This is a genomic window from Mycobacterium rhizamassiliense, from assembly GCF_900157375.1.
Lineage (GTDB): Bacteria > Actinomycetota > Actinomycetes > Mycobacteriales > Mycobacteriaceae > Mycobacterium > Mycobacterium rhizamassiliense.
The window spans coordinates 1237058-1253649 of record NZ_LT721901.1 but is presented as its reverse complement, the minus strand read 5'-3'; the positions used below and the strand labels follow the sequence as shown (position 1 = coordinate 1253649).

The 16592-nt window shown below is 67.8% G+C and carries 15 protein-coding genes; 11 read left to right on the top strand and 4 right to left on the bottom strand.

The window, feature by feature from the left end; genetic code table 11:
- Positions 1–5: 5 nt before the first annotated feature.
- From MRAB57_RS06155 to MRAB57_RS06105, 11 genes are all read left to right on the top strand, one after another.
- The gene (locus tag MRAB57_RS06155; protein ID WP_077086788.1) at positions 6–1307 is read left to right on the top strand and encodes an MCE family protein; all 1302 of its coding nucleotides are present in this window, start codon (positions 6–8) and stop codon (positions 1305–1307) included.
- Positions 1304–2344, top strand: coding sequence for a virulence factor Mce family protein (locus tag MRAB57_RS06150; RefSeq protein WP_077086787.1), 1041 nt, complete (start codon positions 1304–1306; stop codon positions 2342–2344). Before MRAB57_RS06155 ends, MRAB57_RS06150 begins: the two co-directional genes overlap by 4 nt.
- Positions 2341–3969: a virulence factor Mce family protein gene (locus MRAB57_RS06145; RefSeq protein WP_077086786.1), complete on the top strand. Its 1629-nt coding sequence runs from the start codon at positions 2341–2343 to the stop codon at positions 3967–3969. Before MRAB57_RS06150 ends, MRAB57_RS06145 begins: the two co-directional genes overlap by 4 nt.
- Positions 3966–5609: a virulence factor Mce family protein gene (locus tag MRAB57_RS06140; RefSeq protein WP_077086785.1), complete on the top strand. Its 1644-nt coding sequence runs from the start codon at positions 3966–3968 to the stop codon at positions 5607–5609. Before MRAB57_RS06145 ends, MRAB57_RS06140 begins: the two co-directional genes overlap by 4 nt.
- Complete coding sequence (locus tag MRAB57_RS06135; RefSeq protein ID WP_077086784.1) at positions 5609–6769, top strand: virulence factor Mce family protein; 1161 nt, start codon at positions 5609–5611, stop codon at positions 6767–6769. Before MRAB57_RS06140 ends, MRAB57_RS06135 begins: the two co-directional genes overlap by 1 nt.
- Positions 6763–8313, top strand: a complete 1551-nt coding sequence (locus MRAB57_RS06130; protein WP_077086783.1) for an MlaD family protein — start codon at positions 6763–6765, stop codon at positions 8311–8313. The genes MRAB57_RS06135 and MRAB57_RS06130 overlap by 7 nt, the downstream gene beginning before the upstream one ends.
- Positions 8283–9095: an Mce protein gene (locus MRAB57_RS06125; RefSeq protein ID WP_077086782.1), complete on the top strand. Its 813-nt coding sequence runs from the start codon at positions 8283–8285 to the stop codon at positions 9093–9095. Before MRAB57_RS06130 ends, MRAB57_RS06125 begins: the two co-directional genes overlap by 31 nt.
- Complete coding sequence (locus MRAB57_RS06120; RefSeq protein WP_077086781.1) at positions 9092–10075, top strand: RDD family protein; 984 nt, start codon at positions 9092–9094, stop codon at positions 10073–10075. The genes MRAB57_RS06125 and MRAB57_RS06120 overlap by 4 nt, the downstream gene beginning before the upstream one ends.
- Positions 10072–10626 carry a mammalian cell entry protein gene (locus MRAB57_RS06115; protein ID WP_077086780.1) on the top strand — a complete coding sequence of 185 codons (555 nt, stop codon included), beginning with the start codon at positions 10072–10074 and terminating at the stop codon, positions 10624–10626. The genes MRAB57_RS06120 and MRAB57_RS06115 overlap by 4 nt, the downstream gene beginning before the upstream one ends.
- A gap of 140 nt (positions 10627–10766) precedes the next feature.
- The gene (locus tag MRAB57_RS06110; RefSeq protein ID WP_077090414.1) at positions 10767–11495 is read left to right on the top strand and encodes a hypothetical protein; all 729 of its coding nucleotides are present in this window, start codon (positions 10767–10769) and stop codon (positions 11493–11495) included.
- Positions 11496–11544: 49 nt separating this feature from the next.
- Positions 11545–12246 (top strand): YoaK family protein, encoded by a 702-nt coding sequence (locus tag MRAB57_RS06105; protein ID WP_077086779.1) that lies wholly within the window; start codon positions 11545–11547, stop codon positions 12244–12246.
- On the opposite strand, the gene MRAB57_RS06100 is transcribed toward MRAB57_RS06105, so the two are convergent.
- From MRAB57_RS06100 to MRAB57_RS06085, 4 genes are all read right to left on the bottom strand, one after another.
- Positions 12243–13364: a phosphodiester glycosidase family protein gene (locus MRAB57_RS06100; RefSeq protein WP_108637890.1), complete on the bottom strand. Its 1122-nt coding sequence runs from the start codon at positions 13362–13364 to the stop codon at positions 12243–12245. The genes MRAB57_RS06105 and MRAB57_RS06100 overlap by 4 nt on opposite strands.
- 79 nt (positions 13365–13443) lie before the next feature.
- Positions 13444–14907, bottom strand: a complete 1464-nt coding sequence (locus MRAB57_RS06095) for a YhgE/Pip domain-containing protein (RefSeq protein WP_077086777.1) — start codon at positions 14905–14907, stop codon at positions 13444–13446.
- A 35-nt stretch (positions 14908–14942) separates the two neighbouring features.
- Positions 14943–15668, bottom strand: a complete 726-nt coding sequence (locus MRAB57_RS06090; protein ID WP_077086776.1) for a pirin family protein — start codon at positions 15666–15668, stop codon at positions 14943–14945.
- A 5-nt stretch (positions 15669–15673) separates the two neighbouring features.
- Entirely contained in the window at positions 15674–16537 is an 864-nt protein-coding gene (locus tag MRAB57_RS06085) for a MarR family transcriptional regulator (protein WP_077086775.1), read from the bottom strand.
- Positions 16538–16592 lie beyond the last annotated feature (55 nt).

Genomic DNA, 16592 nt, shown 5'->3' with positions numbered 1-16592 from the left:
CCGCCATGACCAGACCCATCAAGAGCAACCGGTCGCGGACCCCGCCGTACAAGCTGGCGGGCATCGGGATGCTGGTCATCTTCGCGCTGGTCCTCGTCCTGGTCTACGGGCAGTTCCGCGGCGACTTCACGCCGAAGGCCAAGCTGACCATGCTGGCGTCGCGGGCCGGTCTGGTGATGGACCCCGGGTCCAAGGTCACCTACAACGGGGTGGAGATCGGCCGCGTCGACTCCATCTCGGAGACACAGCGCGACGGGAAGCCGGCGGCCAAGTTCACCCTCGACGTCTACCCGCGGTACCTCAAGCTGATCCCGGCCAACGTCAACGCCGACATCAAGGCCACCACCGTGTTCGGCGGTAAGTACGTGTCGCTGACAACGCCGCAGAACCCGTCGGCGCAGAAGCTTTCGGCGTCCACGGTGATCGACGCCCGGTCGGTGACGACGGAGATCAACACGCTGTTCCAGACCATCACCTCGATCGCGGAGAAGGTGGATCCGGTCAAGCTGAACCTGACGCTGAGCGCGGCCGCGCAGTCGCTGGCCGGGCTGGGTGACCGGTTCGGGCAGTCGATCGTCAACGGCAACGCGGTGCTCGACGACGTCAACCCGCAGATGCCGCAGATCCGCCACGACATCCAGCAGCTGGCCGGCCTGGGCGACACCTACGCCGACGCCGCGTCCGACCTGACCGACTTCCTCAACAACGCGGTCGTCACGGCGCGCACCATCAACGCGCAGCAGAAGGACCTGGATCAGGCGCTGTTGTCGGCGGCCGGCTTCGGCAACACCGGCGCGGAGCTCTTCGAGAAGGGCGGGCCGTACCTGGCCCGGGGCGCGGCGGACCTGGTGCCGACCGCGCAGCTGCTGGACACCTACAGCCCGGAGATCTACTGCACCCTGCGCAACTACCACGACATCGAGCCCAAGGCCGCGTCGTTCCTCGCCGGCAACGGTTACTCGCTCGCGGCCCACAGCCAGGCGCTGTCCGGGCTGGGTCTGCTCGCCAACCCGGTCTCGGCCGTCGCCGTGATCGCCAGCCTTCTCGGCGGCATCGCCGGCGTGGTCGGCGGCGCGCCCAATCCCTACACCTACCCCGAGAACCTGCCGCGCGTTAACGCCCGCGGCGGACCCGGCGGCGCGCCGGGCTGCTGGCAGCACATCACCCGTGACCTGTGGCCCGCGCCCGAACTCGTCATGGACACCGGCAACAGCATCGCGCCGTACAACCACCTGGAAACCGGTTCGCCATACGCCATCGAGTACGTGTGGGGCCGCCAAGTCGGGGACAACACGATCAACCCATGAAAATCACCGGAACCATCATCCGACTCGGCATCTTCTCGCTGGTGCTGCTGGTCTTTACTGTGATGATCGTCGTCGTGTTCGGTCAGATGCGCTTTGACCGAACCAACAGCTACGCGGCGGAATTCAGCAACATCAGCGGCCTGCGACAGGGCCAGTTCGTCCGCGCCTCGGGTGTGGAGATCGGCAAGGTCGACTCGGTCGAGCTGATCGACGGCGGCAAGCGGGTGCGGGTGAACTTCAACGTCGACCGCTCGGTGCCGCTGTATCAGTCGACCACCGCGCAGATCCGCTACCTGGACCTGATCGGCAACCGCTACCTGGAGCTCAAGCGCGGCGAGGGCGAAGGTGCCGATCGGGTGCTGCCGCCGGACGGATTCATCCCGCTGTCACGGACGTCGCCCGCGCTGGACCTCGATGCGCTGATCGGTGGTTTCAAGCCGCTGTTCCGGGCGCTGGACCCCGACAAGGTGAACACCATCGCGACGGCGCTGGTCACCGTGTTCCAGGGCAACGGCGGAACCATCAACGACATCCTCGACCAGACCGCGCAGCTGACCAACGCGATCGGCGAGCGCGACCAGGCGATCGGTGAGGTCATCAAGAACCTCAACATCGTCCTGGACACGACGGTCAAGCACCGCCAGCAGTTCGATCAGACGGTCAACAACCTCGAGGTGCTCATCACCGGGCTGAAGAACCACGCCGACCCGTTGGCGGCCGGGACCGCGCACATCAGCAACGCCGCCGGCACCGTGGCCGACCTACTTGGCGAGGACCGGGCGCTGCTGCACAAGACGCTGAACTACCTCGACCAGATTCAGCAGCCGCTCATCGATCAGCGTGAGCAGCTCAACGACTACTTCCACAAGGTGCCGACCGCGTTGAACATGATTGGGCGCGGCATCGGGTCCTACGGAGACTTCGTGAACTTCTACGCCTGCGACATCACCCTCAAGATCAACGGGCTGCAGGGTGGCGGTCCGGTCCGGACGGTCCGGCTGTTCCAGCAGCCCACGGGTAGGTGCACGCCGCAATGAGAACGCTAGAACCTCCGAATCGGATGCGCATCGGCCTGATGGGCATCATCGTCACGGTGCTCGTCATCGGCGTCGGGCAAAGCTTCACGACGGTCCCGATTCTGTTCGCCAAGCCGGCCTACTACGGGCAGTTCACCGACTCCGGTGGCATCAACGCCGGCGACAAGGTGCGCATCGCGGGCATGGACGTCGGCAAGATCGAGGCCCTCAAGATCGATGGCGACCACATCGTCGTCAAGTTCTCCGTCGGCACCAACATCATCGGCACCGAGAGCCGGCTGGCGATCAAGACCGACACCATCCTCGGCAAGAAGGTCATGGAGATCGAGGTGCGCGGCAACCAGGAACTGCGGCCCGGGGCCTCGCTGCCGATCGGTCAGAGCACCACGCCGTATCAGATCTACGACGCTTTCTTCGACGTCACCAAGGCGGCGTCGGGCTGGAACATCGACGAGGTCAAGCAGTCGCTGCACGTGCTGTCGCAGACCATCGACCAGACGTATCCGCACCTGAGCGCCGCGCTGGAAGGCGTCGCGAAGTTCTCCGACACCGTCGGCAAGCGCGACGAAGAGGTCAAGCACCTGCTGACCCAGGCCAACCAGGTGGCGAGCATCCTCGGTGACCGCAGCGAGCAGATCGACCGGCTGCTGGTCAACGCCAAGACGCTGCTGGCGGCGTTCAACGAGCGCGGCCAGGCGATCAACGCCCTGCTGGGCAACGTCGCGGCGTTCTCCCAACAGGTCAAGGGTCTGATCAACGACAACCCCAACCTCAACCACGTGCTCGAGCAGCTGCGCACGATCAGCGACATCCTGGTGCAGCGCAAGGACGACATCGCCAGGGGCTTGGTCGAGGTCGGCGCGTTCCTGCCGTCGCTGAACGAGGCCATCGCGTCCGGACCGTTCTTCAAGGTGGTCCTGCACAACCTGGCCCTGTACCAGATCCTGCAGCCGTGGGTTGACGCCGCATTCAAGAAACGCGGCATCGACCCCGAGAACTTCTGGCGCAGCGCGGGATTGCCGGAATCCAGGTTCCCCGACCCCAACGGCACCCGGTTCCCCAACGGCGCGCCGCCGCCGTCGCCGCCGCTGCTGGAGGGCACCCCGGATCATCCGGGACCGGCCGTGCCGCCCGGTTCACCGTGCTCGTACACGCCGGCCAACCCCGGCGGCAACGTCACCATCGGTGACGAAGGGCTGCCGCGGCCGTGGAACCCGTTGCCGTGCGCCGGTGCTGCCGGCGGCCCGTTCGGCGGCGGGGGCTTCCCCGCGCCGACCGACATCCTGGCCTCGCCGCCGAACCCCGACGGCCTGCCGCCGACGCCGGGCATGAACATTGCCGGGCGGCCGGGCGACGCGCCGCCGAACGTGCCGGGCACCCCGGTGCCGCTGCCGCAGCAGGCGCCGCCGGGTGCGCGCACCGAGAACCTCGGGCCGCCCGCCCCGCTGGGTGCGCGCACCGAGAACCTCGGGCCGCCCGCCCCGCTGGGGCCGCCGTCGGCGTTCGCGCCGGCGCTGCCGCCGGGTCCCCCCGCCCCGCCCGGGCCGGGGAACCAGCTTCCGGCGCCGTTCATCAACTCGGGCGGAGCAGGCGGTAGCGGTGTCACGGGAGGTAGCCAGAATTGAGCACCATCTTTGATGTCCGCAACCTGCGGCTACCCGCGCTGTCCCGGACGTCGGTGATCGTCGGGTCGCTGGTCGTGGTGCTGGCCCTGGTCGTCGGCTACGTTGGCTGGCGGCTCTACGAGAAGCTGACCAACAACACCGTCGTCGCCTACTTCCCGGCGGCCAACGCGCTGTACCCCGGGGACAAGGTCCAGATCATGGGTCTGCGCGTCGGCGCGATCGACAACATCGAGCCGGCCGGCGACAAGATGAAGGTGACCTTCCACTACGAGAACCAGTACAAGGTTCCGGCCAACGCGTCGGCGGTGATCCTGAACCCGACCCTGGTGGCGTCGCGGGCGATCCAGCTGGAGCCGCCGTACAAGGGCGGGCCCGCGCTGGCCGACAACGCCGTGATCCCCGAAGAGCGCACCCAGGTGCCGGTGGAGTGGGACGAGCTGCGCAACAGCATCACCAACATCATTTCCAAGCTGGGGCCGACGTGCCCGAACGACTCCGGGGCGGGATGCACGCTGCTGCAGCGCGAGGGGCCGTTCGGTGAGGTCCTCACGTCGTTCGCCGACGGGTTGGAAGGCAAGAGCAAGCAGATCAACAACGCGCTGAACAGCCTGTCCTCGGCGCTGACCGCGCTCAACGAGCGCCGCGGCGACTTCTTCGCGGTGTTGCGCAGCCTGGCGCTGTTCGTCAACGCGCTGCACGCCGACGACCAGCAGTTCGTGGCGCTGAACCAGAACCTTGCCGATGTCACCGGCCGGCTGGCCAGCGATGACGGCGCCTTATCCAATGCGATCCAGCAGTTCGACGGCCTGCTGACCACGGTGCGCCCGTGGCTGGACAAGAACCGCGAGGTCCTGACCACCGACATCGGCAACCTGAACACGGCCACGTCGACGCTGCTGCAGCCGGACCCGTTGAACGGGCTGGAGACAGCGCTGCACGTCTTGCCGACGGCCGCGTCGAATATCAACCAGATCTATCACCCGTCGCACGGCTCGGTGGTGGCCATTCCGGCGATCACCAACTTCGCGAACCCGATGCAGTTCATCTGCAGCTCGATTCAGGCCGGCAGCCGGCTCGGGTATCAGGAATCGGCCGAGCTGTGCGCGCAGTATCTGGCGCCGATCCTCGATGCGATCAAGTTCAACTACCCGCCATTCGGGTTGAACCTGTTCAGCACCGCTGAGACGCTGCCCAAGGACGTCGCGTACTCCGAGCCGCGGCTGCAGCCGCCCAACGGTTATAAGGACACGACCGTGCCGGGCATCTGGTCGCCGGACACCCCGACGTCGCACCGCAACACCCAGCCCGGCTGGATCGTCGCCCCGGGCATGCAGGGGCAGCAGGTTGGGCCGATCACCGCGGGCCTGATGACGCCGGACTCGCTGGAAGAGCTGATGGGCGGCCCGAACATCGCGCCGGTGCAGTCCCAGTACCAGACCCCACCGGGGCCCCCGAACGCTTACGACGAGGGCCCGACGCCGGTCATCGGTCAGAACCCGCCGCAGGTTCCGGTACCGCCACCGGCACCGGGACCCGAGGTGGCGCCGGGACCGGTCGCGCCGACGCCCGGACCGGTGATGGCGCCCGCGCCTAACGCCGGCGGCCCGGCGAATGCCGCAGGCTTCGGGGGTGGCCAGTGATGACGTGGAGTCGACTGATTCGGCGCCGGTCCTGGCAGGCGCTGGTGCTGCTGATGGCCGCGATGGTGCTCAGCTCGTGTGGCTGGCGCGGCATCTCCAACGTGGCGATCCCGGGCGGTCCGGGCGACGGGCCGGGCTCCTACATCGTCTACGTGCAGGTGCCCGACACCCTCGCGATCAACGGCAACAGCAAGGTGATGGTCGCCGACGTGTTCGTCGGTTCGATCAAGGCCATCAACTTGAAGAACTGGGTGGCCACCCTGACGCTGGGGCTCAGCAAGAGCACCAAGCTGCCCAAGAACGCCATCGCCAAGATCGGCCAGACCTCGCTGCTGGGTTCGCAGCACGTGGAGCTGGTCGCGCCGCCCAACCCGTCGTCGGAGCTGCTGCGGAATGGCGACACCATTCCGCTGAAGAACTCGTCGTCGTATCCGACCACTGAGCAGACGCTGGCCAGCCTGTCGCTGATCCTGCGCGGCGGCGGCATCCCGAACCTCGAGGTGCTGCAGAACGAGGTCTACAACATCTTCCACGGCCGCGGCGAGCAGATCCGGTCGTTCCTGGGCAAGCTGGACACGTTCACCGACCAGCTCAACCAGCAGCGCGACGACATCACCCACGCGATCGACTCCACCAACCGGCTGCTGGTCTACATCGGCAACCGGTCGGACGTCCTGGACCGGACGCTGACCGACCTCCCGCCGCTGATCAAGCACTTCGCCGACACGCAGAACCTGCTGATCAACGCGGTCAACTCGGTGGGACGGCTCAGCGGCGCCGCCGACCAGTACCTGTCGGAGGCGCGCGCACCGCTGCACACCGATCTGCAGGCGCTGCAGTGCCCGCTGAAGGAACTCGGCCGCTCCTCGCCGTACCTGATCGGCGCGCTGAAGCTGATCCTGACGCAGCCGTTCGACATCGACACGGTGCCGAAGATGTTCCGCGGCGACTACGTGAACGTCTCGCTGACGCTGGACGTGACCTACAGCGCGGTCGACAACGCCTTCCTGACGGGCACCGGGTTGTCCGGATCGTTGCGTGCGCTCGAGCAGTCGTTCGGCCGCGACCCCAACACGATGATCCCCGACGTCCGCTACACCTCGAACCCGAATGACGCCCCCGGCGGTCCGTTGGTGGAACGGGGGGACCGGAATTGCTGACCCCCTTCATCCGGCGGCAGCTGGTCGCGTTCGGGATCCTGACGGTGGTCTCGCTGCTGGTGCTGGGCATCTACTACCTGCAGATGCCCAGCCTGGTCGGCATCGGGCGATACACGCTCAAGGCTGAGCTGCCCGCGTCGGGCGGCCTGTACCCGACGGCCAACGTCACCTATCGCGGCATCACGATCGGCAAGGTCACCGACGTCGAGCCCACCGAGAAGGGCGCCGAGGCGACGATGAGCCTCGACAGCAAGTTCAAGGTCCCCGTCGACACCGTCGCCAACGTGCACTCGGTGTCCGCGGTCGGTGAGCAGTACCTGGACCTGGTGTCCTCGGGGAACCCGGGCAAGTACCTGTCGGACGGACAGACCATCGCCAAGGGCACCGTGCCCGCCGAGATCGGCCCCGCGCTGGACACGGCCAATCACGGCCTCGAGGCGTTGCCGAAGGACAAGATCGGCAAGCTGCTCGACGAGACCGCCGAATCCGTCGGTGGGCTGGGCCCCGCGCTGCAGCGGCTGGTCGACTCCACCCAGGCGATCGTCGGTGACTTCAAGACCAACATCACCAACGTCAACGACATCGTCCAGAACTCCGGGCCCGTCCTGGACAGCCAGGTCAAATCCGGTGCCGCCATCGAGCGCTGGGCGCGCAACCTGAACTCGCTGGCCGCGCAGGCCGCGCAGCGGGACCAGAACGTGAAAAGCGTGCTGTCGCAGGCCGCGCCGACCGCCGATCAGGTGAACTCGGTGTTCGGCGACATCCGTGACTCGCTGCCCCAGCTGCTGGCGAATCTGGAGGTGGTGTTCGACCTGCTGAAGCGCTACCACACCGGCCTGGAGCAGGTGGTGGTCTTCCTGCCGCAGGGCGCGTCGATCGCGCAGACGGTGGCCGCGCCGTTCCCGAACCAAGCCGCGCTGGACCTGGCGTTGTCGATCAACCAGCCGCCGCCGTGTCTGACGGGTTTCATTCCGGCGCCCGAGTGGCGGTCCCCGGCCGATACCAGCATGCAGCCGTTGCCCAACGGCACCTACTGCAAAATCCCGATGGACACCCCGGCCAACGGGGTGCGCGGGTCGCGCAACCTCCCCTGTGTCGACATCCCGGGCAAGCGCGCCGCGACCCCGCGGGAGTGCCGCGACCCCAGGCCGTACGTGCCCGCGGGCACGAACCCGTGGTACGGCGACCCGAACCAGATCCTGACCTGCCCGGCCCCCTCGGCGCGTTGTGACCAGTCCGTGCGACCGGGCATGGTGATCCCGGCGCCGTCGGTGAACAACGGCATGAACCCGGCGCCGTCGGATCGCGTGTCGGGGACGCCGCCGCCGACCAGCGACCCGCTGTCCCGGCCGGGATCCGGTACGGTGCAGTGCAACGGCCAGCAGCCCAACCCGTGCGTGTACACCCCGGGCGGACCTCCGTCTGCGGTATACAGCCCGCAAAGCGGTGAGCTGGTAGGGCCCGACGGCGTCAAATACTCCGTCGAGAACTCGAAGAAAACAGGAGACGACGGATGGAAGGAGATGCTGGCGCCAGCCGGCTGAACCCCCCACCGATGTCGATGATTAGTCGTCTGCGTCGGCGGCCGCCGAAGGACCCACAGGAACCGGGCGACGCCGACGATCAGACCAGTACCGAGGCGACGGCCGAGGATTCGCCGTCCGCCGAGGCGGAAACCGAGATCGCGCCCGCTCCCGCAGAGTCGCCTGCCGCGCAGGCCGAGACCGAGGTCGCGGTAGCAGCCGACGCGGCCGATGAGGCCGACGCCGACGGTGAGTCCGACGCCGTCGATGAGGGCGAAGTCGCGGACACGGCCGTCGAGCGGGGTCCCTCGCGGCTAAGCGGCAGGTTGCGGGTCGGCATCGCCGCGCTGCTGGTCGTGCTCGCGGGGGCGATCAGCGCGGGTGGCTACTTCGCGCTGCGCTACCACCAGCAGAGCCTGGCGATCGCGCGCAACGACGCGGCCGCGCTCAAGGCGGCGATCGACTGCGTTTCGGCCACCCAGGCGCCGGACAGCAACGCGATGCTCGCGAGCGAGCAGAAGATCATCGACTGCGGCACAGACGCTTTCCGCACCCAGGCGCTCCTGTACACCAGCATGCTCGTGCAGGCCTACAAGGCGTCGAACGTCCACGTGGAAGTGTCCGACGTGCGGGCAGCGGTCGAGCGCAACAACCCCGACGGTTCGGTCGAGGTGCTCGTCGCCATGCGGGTCAAGGTGGCCGGCGATCAGGGCGCAAACGAAACCGGCTACCGGCTGCGGGTGAAAATGGCGATGGCCGAGGGCTCGTACCGGATCGCCAAGCTCGACCAGGTGACCAAGTGACGTTGGTGGTCGAGGAGCATCCGATTCAGACTCAGACCACGGCGGCTACCCCTGTGTCATCGGTAAATGCGTTGGCGCCCTGGCACATTCGCGCCTGTGCGTGGGCCGTCGACGTGCTGCCGGCCGTCGCCGTGGCGACGACGATGGCGTTGGTGTCCTTCACCGTCCCGGCCCGCGGCCCGTGGTGGTGGGTGTGCGTATCCCTGCTGGGCCTGGCCATCCTCGCCCTGCTGGTCAACCGCCTGCTGCTGCCGGTCCTCCTGGGCGCGAGCCTGGGGCGCGCGTTGTGTGGAATCGGCGTCGTCCGCCGCGACGGCGCCGCGATCGGTGCGTGGGGATTGCTGCTGCGCGACCTGGCGCACCTGCTCGACACCGTGTCGGTGGTGGGATGGCTTTGGCCGCTGGGGGATTCGCAGCGCCGCACCTTCGCCGACATGTTGCTGCACACCGAAGTCCGACGGGCCGAGCTCAGCGTGGCGGCGCCCAAGGTGCGGCAGTGGGTCGCGGCGGCGGTGCTGACGGCCACGGTCCTGTGCCTGGGTGGCGCGCTCGTGAGCTACGCGGTGGTGTACTCGCGGGACCGGGCGACCGACCAGACGCGCGACCAGATCGCGATCCAGGGACCCAAGATCGTCGCGCAGATGCTGACGTACGACCCGAAGTCGTTGCAGGACGACTTCGCGCGCGCCCGGTCGCTGGCCACCGACAGATACCGGAGCCGGCTGAAAGAGCAGCAGGACATCGTCGGCAAGGGCAACCCGGTGATCAACGAATACTGGGTGACCGACAGCTCGATCCAAGCGGCATCGCCGGATTCCGCGACGATGCTGTTGTTCATGCAGGGGCGGCGCGGCGTCGCGCCCGAGGAGCGGTACATCACCGCCACCGTGCGGGTGAACTTCGTCAAGGCCGGCGACGCTTGGCGCGTCAACGACCTCACTGTGCTGACCAAGCCGAAACAGCCCGGGAACGAAAAATGAGTCCCCGCCGCAAGTTTTCGCCCGGTGAAGCGCCGCTGCTCAGCGAGCAGCCGTTGCCTCCCGGACGCGATCGGCGGCTCCCGGTTGTCGGCGCCGTCGCTGCGGTGCTGATGGTCGCCGCGATCACGGTCTGCACGTTGATGCTGATTTCCCATGAAGCCCGGGTGACTACCGCGTCGAAGAACCGCGAGGTGCTCAGTTACGTCACCGGATTCATGACGGGGTTCACCTCGCTCGATCCGTTTCACGCCAACGACTACGTGCTTCGGGTGCAGGGCGACGCGACCGGCGACTTCGCCAAGGAGTATCAAGACAAGGCCAACGAGATCCTGCTGCAGGTTGCCCGTGCCGAACCGGCCACCGGGAGCGTGCTCGACGCCGGCGTAGAGCGGTGGAACGACGACGGCAGCGCCAACGTCATCGTGGCGACCCTGGTCACCTCCAAATCGCCCGACGGCAAACGGGTTTTCGAGAACACGACTCGTTGGATGGCAACTGCTACCCGGGAAGGAAATCGGTGGAAGATCAGCAATCTGACGACAGTGGTCTGACCGGCGACGAGACCGGAAAAGTCGCTGGCGCAACGGAATCCAGCGGCGAACTCGGCACGGCCGAACAGGGCGACGGCGGCACGGAGACGGTCGAGAAGAGCTCGGCCCACGCCGGCGGTCGCAAGGCCCGGCGCGGGTGGCTGCGGGGGAAGCACGCGAACGCCGCTGCCACAACGGAATCCGGCGACGAGCCCGAGACGGCGGCGCCCGCCGATGGCGACGAGCCCGAGGCGACCGCGGCTACCGATAAGGCCGCCGACGACGCGGAGGAGACCGACAAGGCGGACGACGAGGCCGGGGCCGAAGAAGCCGAGGAGGCCCCCACCAAAGAGGCCAAGGTCCGGCGTCGCTGGCTGGCCGGCAAGTGGGCCGGCATCGCCGTGGGGACCGCCGCCGCGCTGTTCATCGGGTCCGCGGCGTTCGCGGGCGCGACCCTGCAGCCGTACCTGACCGACCGCGCCACCGCCGCAACGAAATTGAAGGTCGCCCAGACCGCGGCCAATGCAATCACGGCGCTGTGGACCTACACGCCCGACAACATGGACAAGCTCGCCGACCGCGCGGCGTCCTATCTCAGCGGCGACTTCGAGGCCCAGTACCGCAAGTTCGTCGACGCGATCGTCGCCCCCAACAAGCAGGCGAAGATCACCAACAGGACCCAGGTCACCGGCGCGGCGGTCGAGTCGTTGGACGATTCGAATGCCGTCGTCATCGTCTACACGAACACCACGTCCACGAGCCCGCTGACCAAGGAAATCCCGGCGCTGAAGTACCTGTCCTACCGGCTGTTCATGAAACGCATGGACGGTCGCTGGCTGGTGACCAGGATGACGACCGTCACCTCGTTGGACCTGACGCCGCACACGTAGCGCCACTCGGCGAAAGCGAGCTAGCCCGCCGCGAAAGGGATTGCGCCCCATGGCAGTTACGTCGCCGATCTCCGAACGGTCGTTGACCGTGGCGCTGCTGCTGCTGACCTTCGCGACGGGGCTGGCCGACTCGATCAGCATCCTGGTGCTCGGCCACGTCTTCGTCGCCAACATGACGGGCAACGTGGTCTTCCTCGGCTTCTGGCTGGCCCCGAGGACCGCCGTCGACCTGACCGCCGTCGTGGTGGCGCTGCCCACCTTCGTGTGCACCACTATCCTCAGCGGCCGGCTGGCGCGGCATTTCGGCGAGCGGACGCGTCCGTGGATCGCCACCGTGTTGGGCATCGAGATCGCGTTGTTGGTGACGATCGCGATCCTGGCCGGCGCGGGCGTGCTGCACTACCACGACGACACCAAGCTGATCATGATCGGGCTGCTGGCGGTGACGTTCGGCCTGCAGCATTCCAGCGCCCGCCAGTTCGGAATTCAGGAACTGTCCACCACGGTGCTGACGTCGACGATCGTCAGCCTCGGGCTGGACAGCCGCCTGGCCGGTGGCACGGGGGCTCGCCAAAAGCTGCGCGTGGTCGTGGTTTCCACGATGTGCGCGGGCGCCTTCGCCGGTGCCACCATGTCGCGCTACGTCGTCGCGCCGGTGTTCGCGGTGATCGCCGCCGTGATAGCCACCAGCCTGCTGATATTCCTCTTCGGGCCCGCCGCTACGAAAAGCGCTGCGCCAGAATCTAGTTAGTTGAACGCCAGCCAGCTGGGCAGCGCGCGTTCGTGCGAATCGCAGAGCACACCGCGGGTGTCACACGATCCCCTCGGCGATCCGGCGCCGGCCCACATCCCGCCGCCGTCGCGGCGCAGCACGATCGCCGAGGAGCCGCCGCCGTCCAGCAGGACCGCCGTGTCGCTGCCCAGGCCGCGGAACAGGTCCTGCATGTTGTCCGGGGTGTAGCTGCCGCCCTCGAAGATGTACATCTCGTCGCGCTGCTTCACGTAGGCCAGCGCCGTACGCGCCGCGCTGGGCCCGCCGTCGTGCAGCTGCTGGGTCTGGCCGGGGGCCAGCAGCCCGATCCCCGACACGGCGACGAACTTCTCGTTCTTGTTCAGCAGGTCGGCCACCACCGGGGTGGCGGCGTCGTAGTCGTTCTTGCCCCTGGGCCACACCACATATGGCGCACCGCCGGACGGCAGGATCATCGTCGTCAGCGACGACCAGTTCTCGCCGCCGCCCGAGAGCCCCTGCTTGCCCGGGTAGGCGGCGGTCCCGGTGACCGCCTGGTTCGCGCGGCCCTGGCCGTTGGTGTTGTCGACGAACGCGCCCAGCGGCGAGCTGCAGCCGGTCGTGCGCCAGCTGCCACCCTTCTGCCCGCGCACGTCGAAGAAGTTGGCGTTGATCGCGATGCTCGGCTGTCCCATCCGCTGCCAGGCCTGCAGCGGCGTGTAGAGCTCGGATGCCTGCCACAACCCCTCGCCGGTACGGGCCCCGGGATTGTTCTCGCAACGCGCCTGATCGCCCTGGTGCGTGTCGACCAGCAGGTGCGGCGCCAGCCTGCTCGCCGCGTTCTTGATGATCATCAGGTGGCCGCCGCTGTTCATCTCGTACCAGTGACCGGAGGCGTCCAGCAGCGGGGTGGGGTGGCCGGGGCCAAAGTTGTAGACCAGGTACGTGCCCTTGGTGGAACCGATGGCGCTCGCCAGCGCCTCGCGGCCGTCGGCGGCATGTGCCGTCGGCGCCCCGGCGATGGTCGCCAGCGCCGCGCAGGCCGCTACCGCCGTCAGACTGGCCGCGAACTTGGCCGCCAGTCGACGCAACCTGGCGGTACGTGTCCGCACGATAGCCCTTTCGGCCAGAACGTCAATGCAACAGGAACATCATCAGTCACATCTGTCACACTGTCAATCAAGATCACGGTTGCGTGACGGTATGGCCGCGCTGGAATTACGTTTGCTCGCTTGGGGTTTCGCGCTCGGCCGGTTCGGGCTTGGCGGCCTCGGACTCAGGGCTGGCGGCCTCGGACTCAGGCTCGGCGGGCTCGGCCTTGGCGGGCTCGGCGTCGACGGGCGTCGCGCCCTTGCCCGCGCGCGACTTGTGTTGCGCCTGGTGGCCCTCGGCGATCGCCAACTCGACGGCCCCGGGGATTCGGTGGAATCCGCTGCGGTCGTAGAGCCTCGTGACGATGCCGCCGACCAACAGGCCGATCGCCAGTCCGGCCGCCGTCAGCCACACCGCCTGCGACAGGCCGGCCTGTCCCGCGCCGTTGAGGTACAGCAGGCAGCGCACGCCCAGGAACACCTGGTGCATCGGCTCGAATTCGGCCAGCCACCCGAACAGCGGCGGAACCGCCTGCAGCGGCACCGTGGCGCCCGCTGACGGCAGGCCGAGGATCACGAAAATCAGCATGCTGAACAGCAATCCCATCGACCCGAGCACCGCGATCAGCGAACTGGACGTGACGCCGACCGCGACGATGGCGAATGCCCCAAATGCCCACAGCTGGAAGCCAAGTGGAATTGGCATGCCCAGCCCATGGGCGATGGCGAGATAGACGGCCGAGGTCACCAGCGCCAGCACCACCATGATCGCCCACTTGACCAGCAGGGTGCGAAAGCGCGAGATGTTGGCCTGTTCGGCGAAGCGGTACACCGGGCCCCACTCGGCGGGCACGTAGCCGAGCAGGGAGTCGACCAGGGTGCTGACCACGATGCTGCCGGTGAACCCGGCCAGCAGCAGCAACAGCGCATAGTAGAAGGCCGACAGCCCGTTGCCGGTCCCGTCCGGGAGCGGGTTGTAGACGGTCGACTTGAAGTCGATGGGGTCGGCGAGTCCCAGCTGCGCGATCCCGGGCAGCGGCACCCCGGCCGACCGGGCGGCTACCTGGTGCGAAAGTTGTTGGGCAACAGCCTTGTTGATCTCCACCGCCGCCGCGTTCAGGGTCTGACCCGCGATGGCCGAACCCAGGGTGCCCGCGCGCTGGTTGGTGAAGATCGTGATCGACGGCCGGTCGACGTGTCCGGGCTCGAACGCGCTCTCGCCGAGCTCGCGCAGCCGGGTGGACAGGTTGACCGGAATCAGCATCTCGCCATATACCTGGGCGTTGTCCAGCAGTCGCTTGCCCTCTTCGTGCGAGACCACGCGGACGTCGAATTTGTTCTTGTCCAGATTCGCCGTCAGGCCGTTGGCGATCCTTGCGCCGGTGGGCCCGGCGTCCTCGTTGACGACGGCGATCGGGAAGTGCCGCAGGTTGGCCGCGGGATTCAGGATGCCGCCGAGATACAGCGCGCACAGGGCCGACATCAGCGCCAGCGTGGCCAGGATCGGCAACGCCCAGAACCGCACGCTCCGAAGCGCTTTTACGTTGTGCTTCGGGTTCGGCGCCGCGTGCCGCGGCTGCGATTGAGACATGCGGGCTCCTGTCCGTCCTGCCCAACCCTATTGGGTTAGCCGCCCAGTCCCGCGTGCATCTCCCAGATCAGGACTTCTGCCGGGTCGCTCGCCGTCAGCCGTCGCCCGTCGTCGTCGATGAACCGGACCGCGTCGCCGGCGCCGACTTCGCCGATGCCCTCCACGGCGACCCGGCCGCGTGCCACGAACAGATGCACGTAGCGGGCGGCCGGCGTGCCGGCGGTGCCGCCGGGCTGCAGCCGTGCGACGTGCAGCGCGGCGTTGCGATTGTGCAGCGAGATGGCGGCGTCGTGCCCGGGCATGCCCGACGCGATGGTCACCAGGCCCGCGCTCAAGAGCTCGTCGTCGACGAGCTGCTGCTGGTAGCCGGGGGCGATGCCGGCCTCGTCGGGCGCCACCCACATCTGCACGAAATGCACTGGCGCGAAAGATGAATCGTTCTTCTCCGAATGCAGGATCCCGCTGCCCGCCGACATGCGCTGGGCCAGGCCCGGATAGATCACGCCATGATTTCCCGCGGAGTCGGAGTGGGTGAGCTCGCCGCGCAGCACCCAGGTCACGATCTCCATGTCCCGGTGTGGGTGGGTGTCGAAGCCGGTGTTGGGTTCAACGATGTCGTCGTTGTTCACCAGCAGCAGCCCGTGGTGCGTGTTGTCCGGGTCATAGTGGTCGCCGAACGAGAACGAGTGCCGGGACTGCAGCCAGGGCGCCGTGGTGACCGCCCGGTCGGCCGCGCGCCGGAGCTCCGCGGTGGCAGACATGATCTTCAGGGTAGTGCCGTCAGCAGCCCCTGCGCGTGCGCGAGTGCGGCATCCAGGTCGGCCGGCGTCAGACCGGCCGGCCCGCCCAGATGGATTTCGATCTGGAATTCGGGCTGCCCGTCGGATCCGAAGATCGGCAACACCACGAATTCGGTTGACGGCAAATCCGTTTCGAGCGAATCGGTCACCGACTGCAGCGTGACCATCGTCATCAGCGTGGTCAGTTGGCGGGTGATCTGCGCGGTCGGCTCCAGCGATGCCAGCACGCCGGCCAGGCGGTGGTGCAGCGACTGGTGGGTGTCGTCGAACCGCCACGCGCCGTAGCCCCGGGCCCGGATGTCGGACAGCACCCGCTGATGCTGCGCGATCTCGGTGCGGGTCAGCCGCGGCAGCACCCGCTGCAGCCACGCCGCGACGGACTGGTCGTCGCGCCAGGCCATCGCGACCAATCCGAACGGCGGATCGATCGGGAAGCGCTGCCCGACGGCATGCCCACCGTCGGTGCCGTGCCCGACGGTGTCGATGGTGGTGAGCTGCCGGCCGCCGATCCGCGACATCGAGCAGCCCGCGCCGAGCGTGTCGTGCAGGAAGTCCAGCGCCTCGCGCCCGCGGTCGAGCAGCGGGAACTGCGCCCGCAGGCCGTGCACGAGCCCGAACAGTCCGCTGCCCAGGCAGAAGCGGCGATCGTCACGCCGCGACACCCAGGATCGGCGTTCCAGCTCGGCGAGCACCAGGGCGCACGTCGAGGTGCTGATGCCGCAGATCTTCGCCAGTTCGGCCGAGGTGCGCCCGTGCGGCGAATTCGCCAACGTGCCAAGCACGTCCATCACCCGGGCGGTCGGCGGTGACTTGGTGGTTGACGTATCCATGGCCAGGTTCCTACCATCCGTCCAAAATGTAAGAAAGCGCGTCCTAATATTAGGA

Excerpts from the sequence above, each read along its gene's own strand:
- MRAB57_RS06150 (WP_077086787.1), top strand. The coding sequence starts at position 1,304 with ATGAAAATCACCGGAACCATCATCCGACTCGGCATCTTCTCGCTGGTG.
- MRAB57_RS06090 (WP_077086776.1), bottom strand. The coding sequence starts at position 15,668 with ATGTCTGCCACCGCGGAGCTCCGGCGCGCGGCCGACCGGGCGGTCACC.
- MRAB57_RS06115 (WP_077086780.1), top strand. The coding sequence starts at position 10,072 with ATGAGTCCCCGCCGCAAGTTTTCGCCCGGTGAAGCGCCGCTGCTCAGC.
- MRAB57_RS06085 (WP_077086775.1), bottom strand. The coding sequence starts at position 16,537 with ATGGATACGTCAACCACCAAGTCACCGCCGACCGCCCGGGTGATGGAC.
- MRAB57_RS06125 (WP_077086782.1), top strand. The coding sequence starts at position 8,283 with ATGGAAGGAGATGCTGGCGCCAGCCGGCTGAACCCCCCACCGATGTCG.
- MRAB57_RS06105 (WP_077086779.1), top strand. The coding sequence starts at position 11,545 with ATGGCAGTTACGTCGCCGATCTCCGAACGGTCGTTGACCGTGGCGCTG.
- MRAB57_RS06135 (WP_077086784.1), top strand. The coding sequence starts at position 5,609 with ATGACGTGGAGTCGACTGATTCGGCGCCGGTCCTGGCAGGCGCTGGTG.
- MRAB57_RS06095 (WP_077086777.1), bottom strand. The coding sequence starts at position 14,907 with ATGTCTCAATCGCAGCCGCGGCACGCGGCGCCGAACCCGAAGCACAAC.
- MRAB57_RS06145 (WP_077086786.1), top strand. The coding sequence starts at position 2,341 with ATGAGAACGCTAGAACCTCCGAATCGGATGCGCATCGGCCTGATGGGC.
- MRAB57_RS06155 (WP_077086788.1), top strand. The coding sequence starts at position 6 with ATGACCAGACCCATCAAGAGCAACCGGTCGCGGACCCCGCCGTACAAG.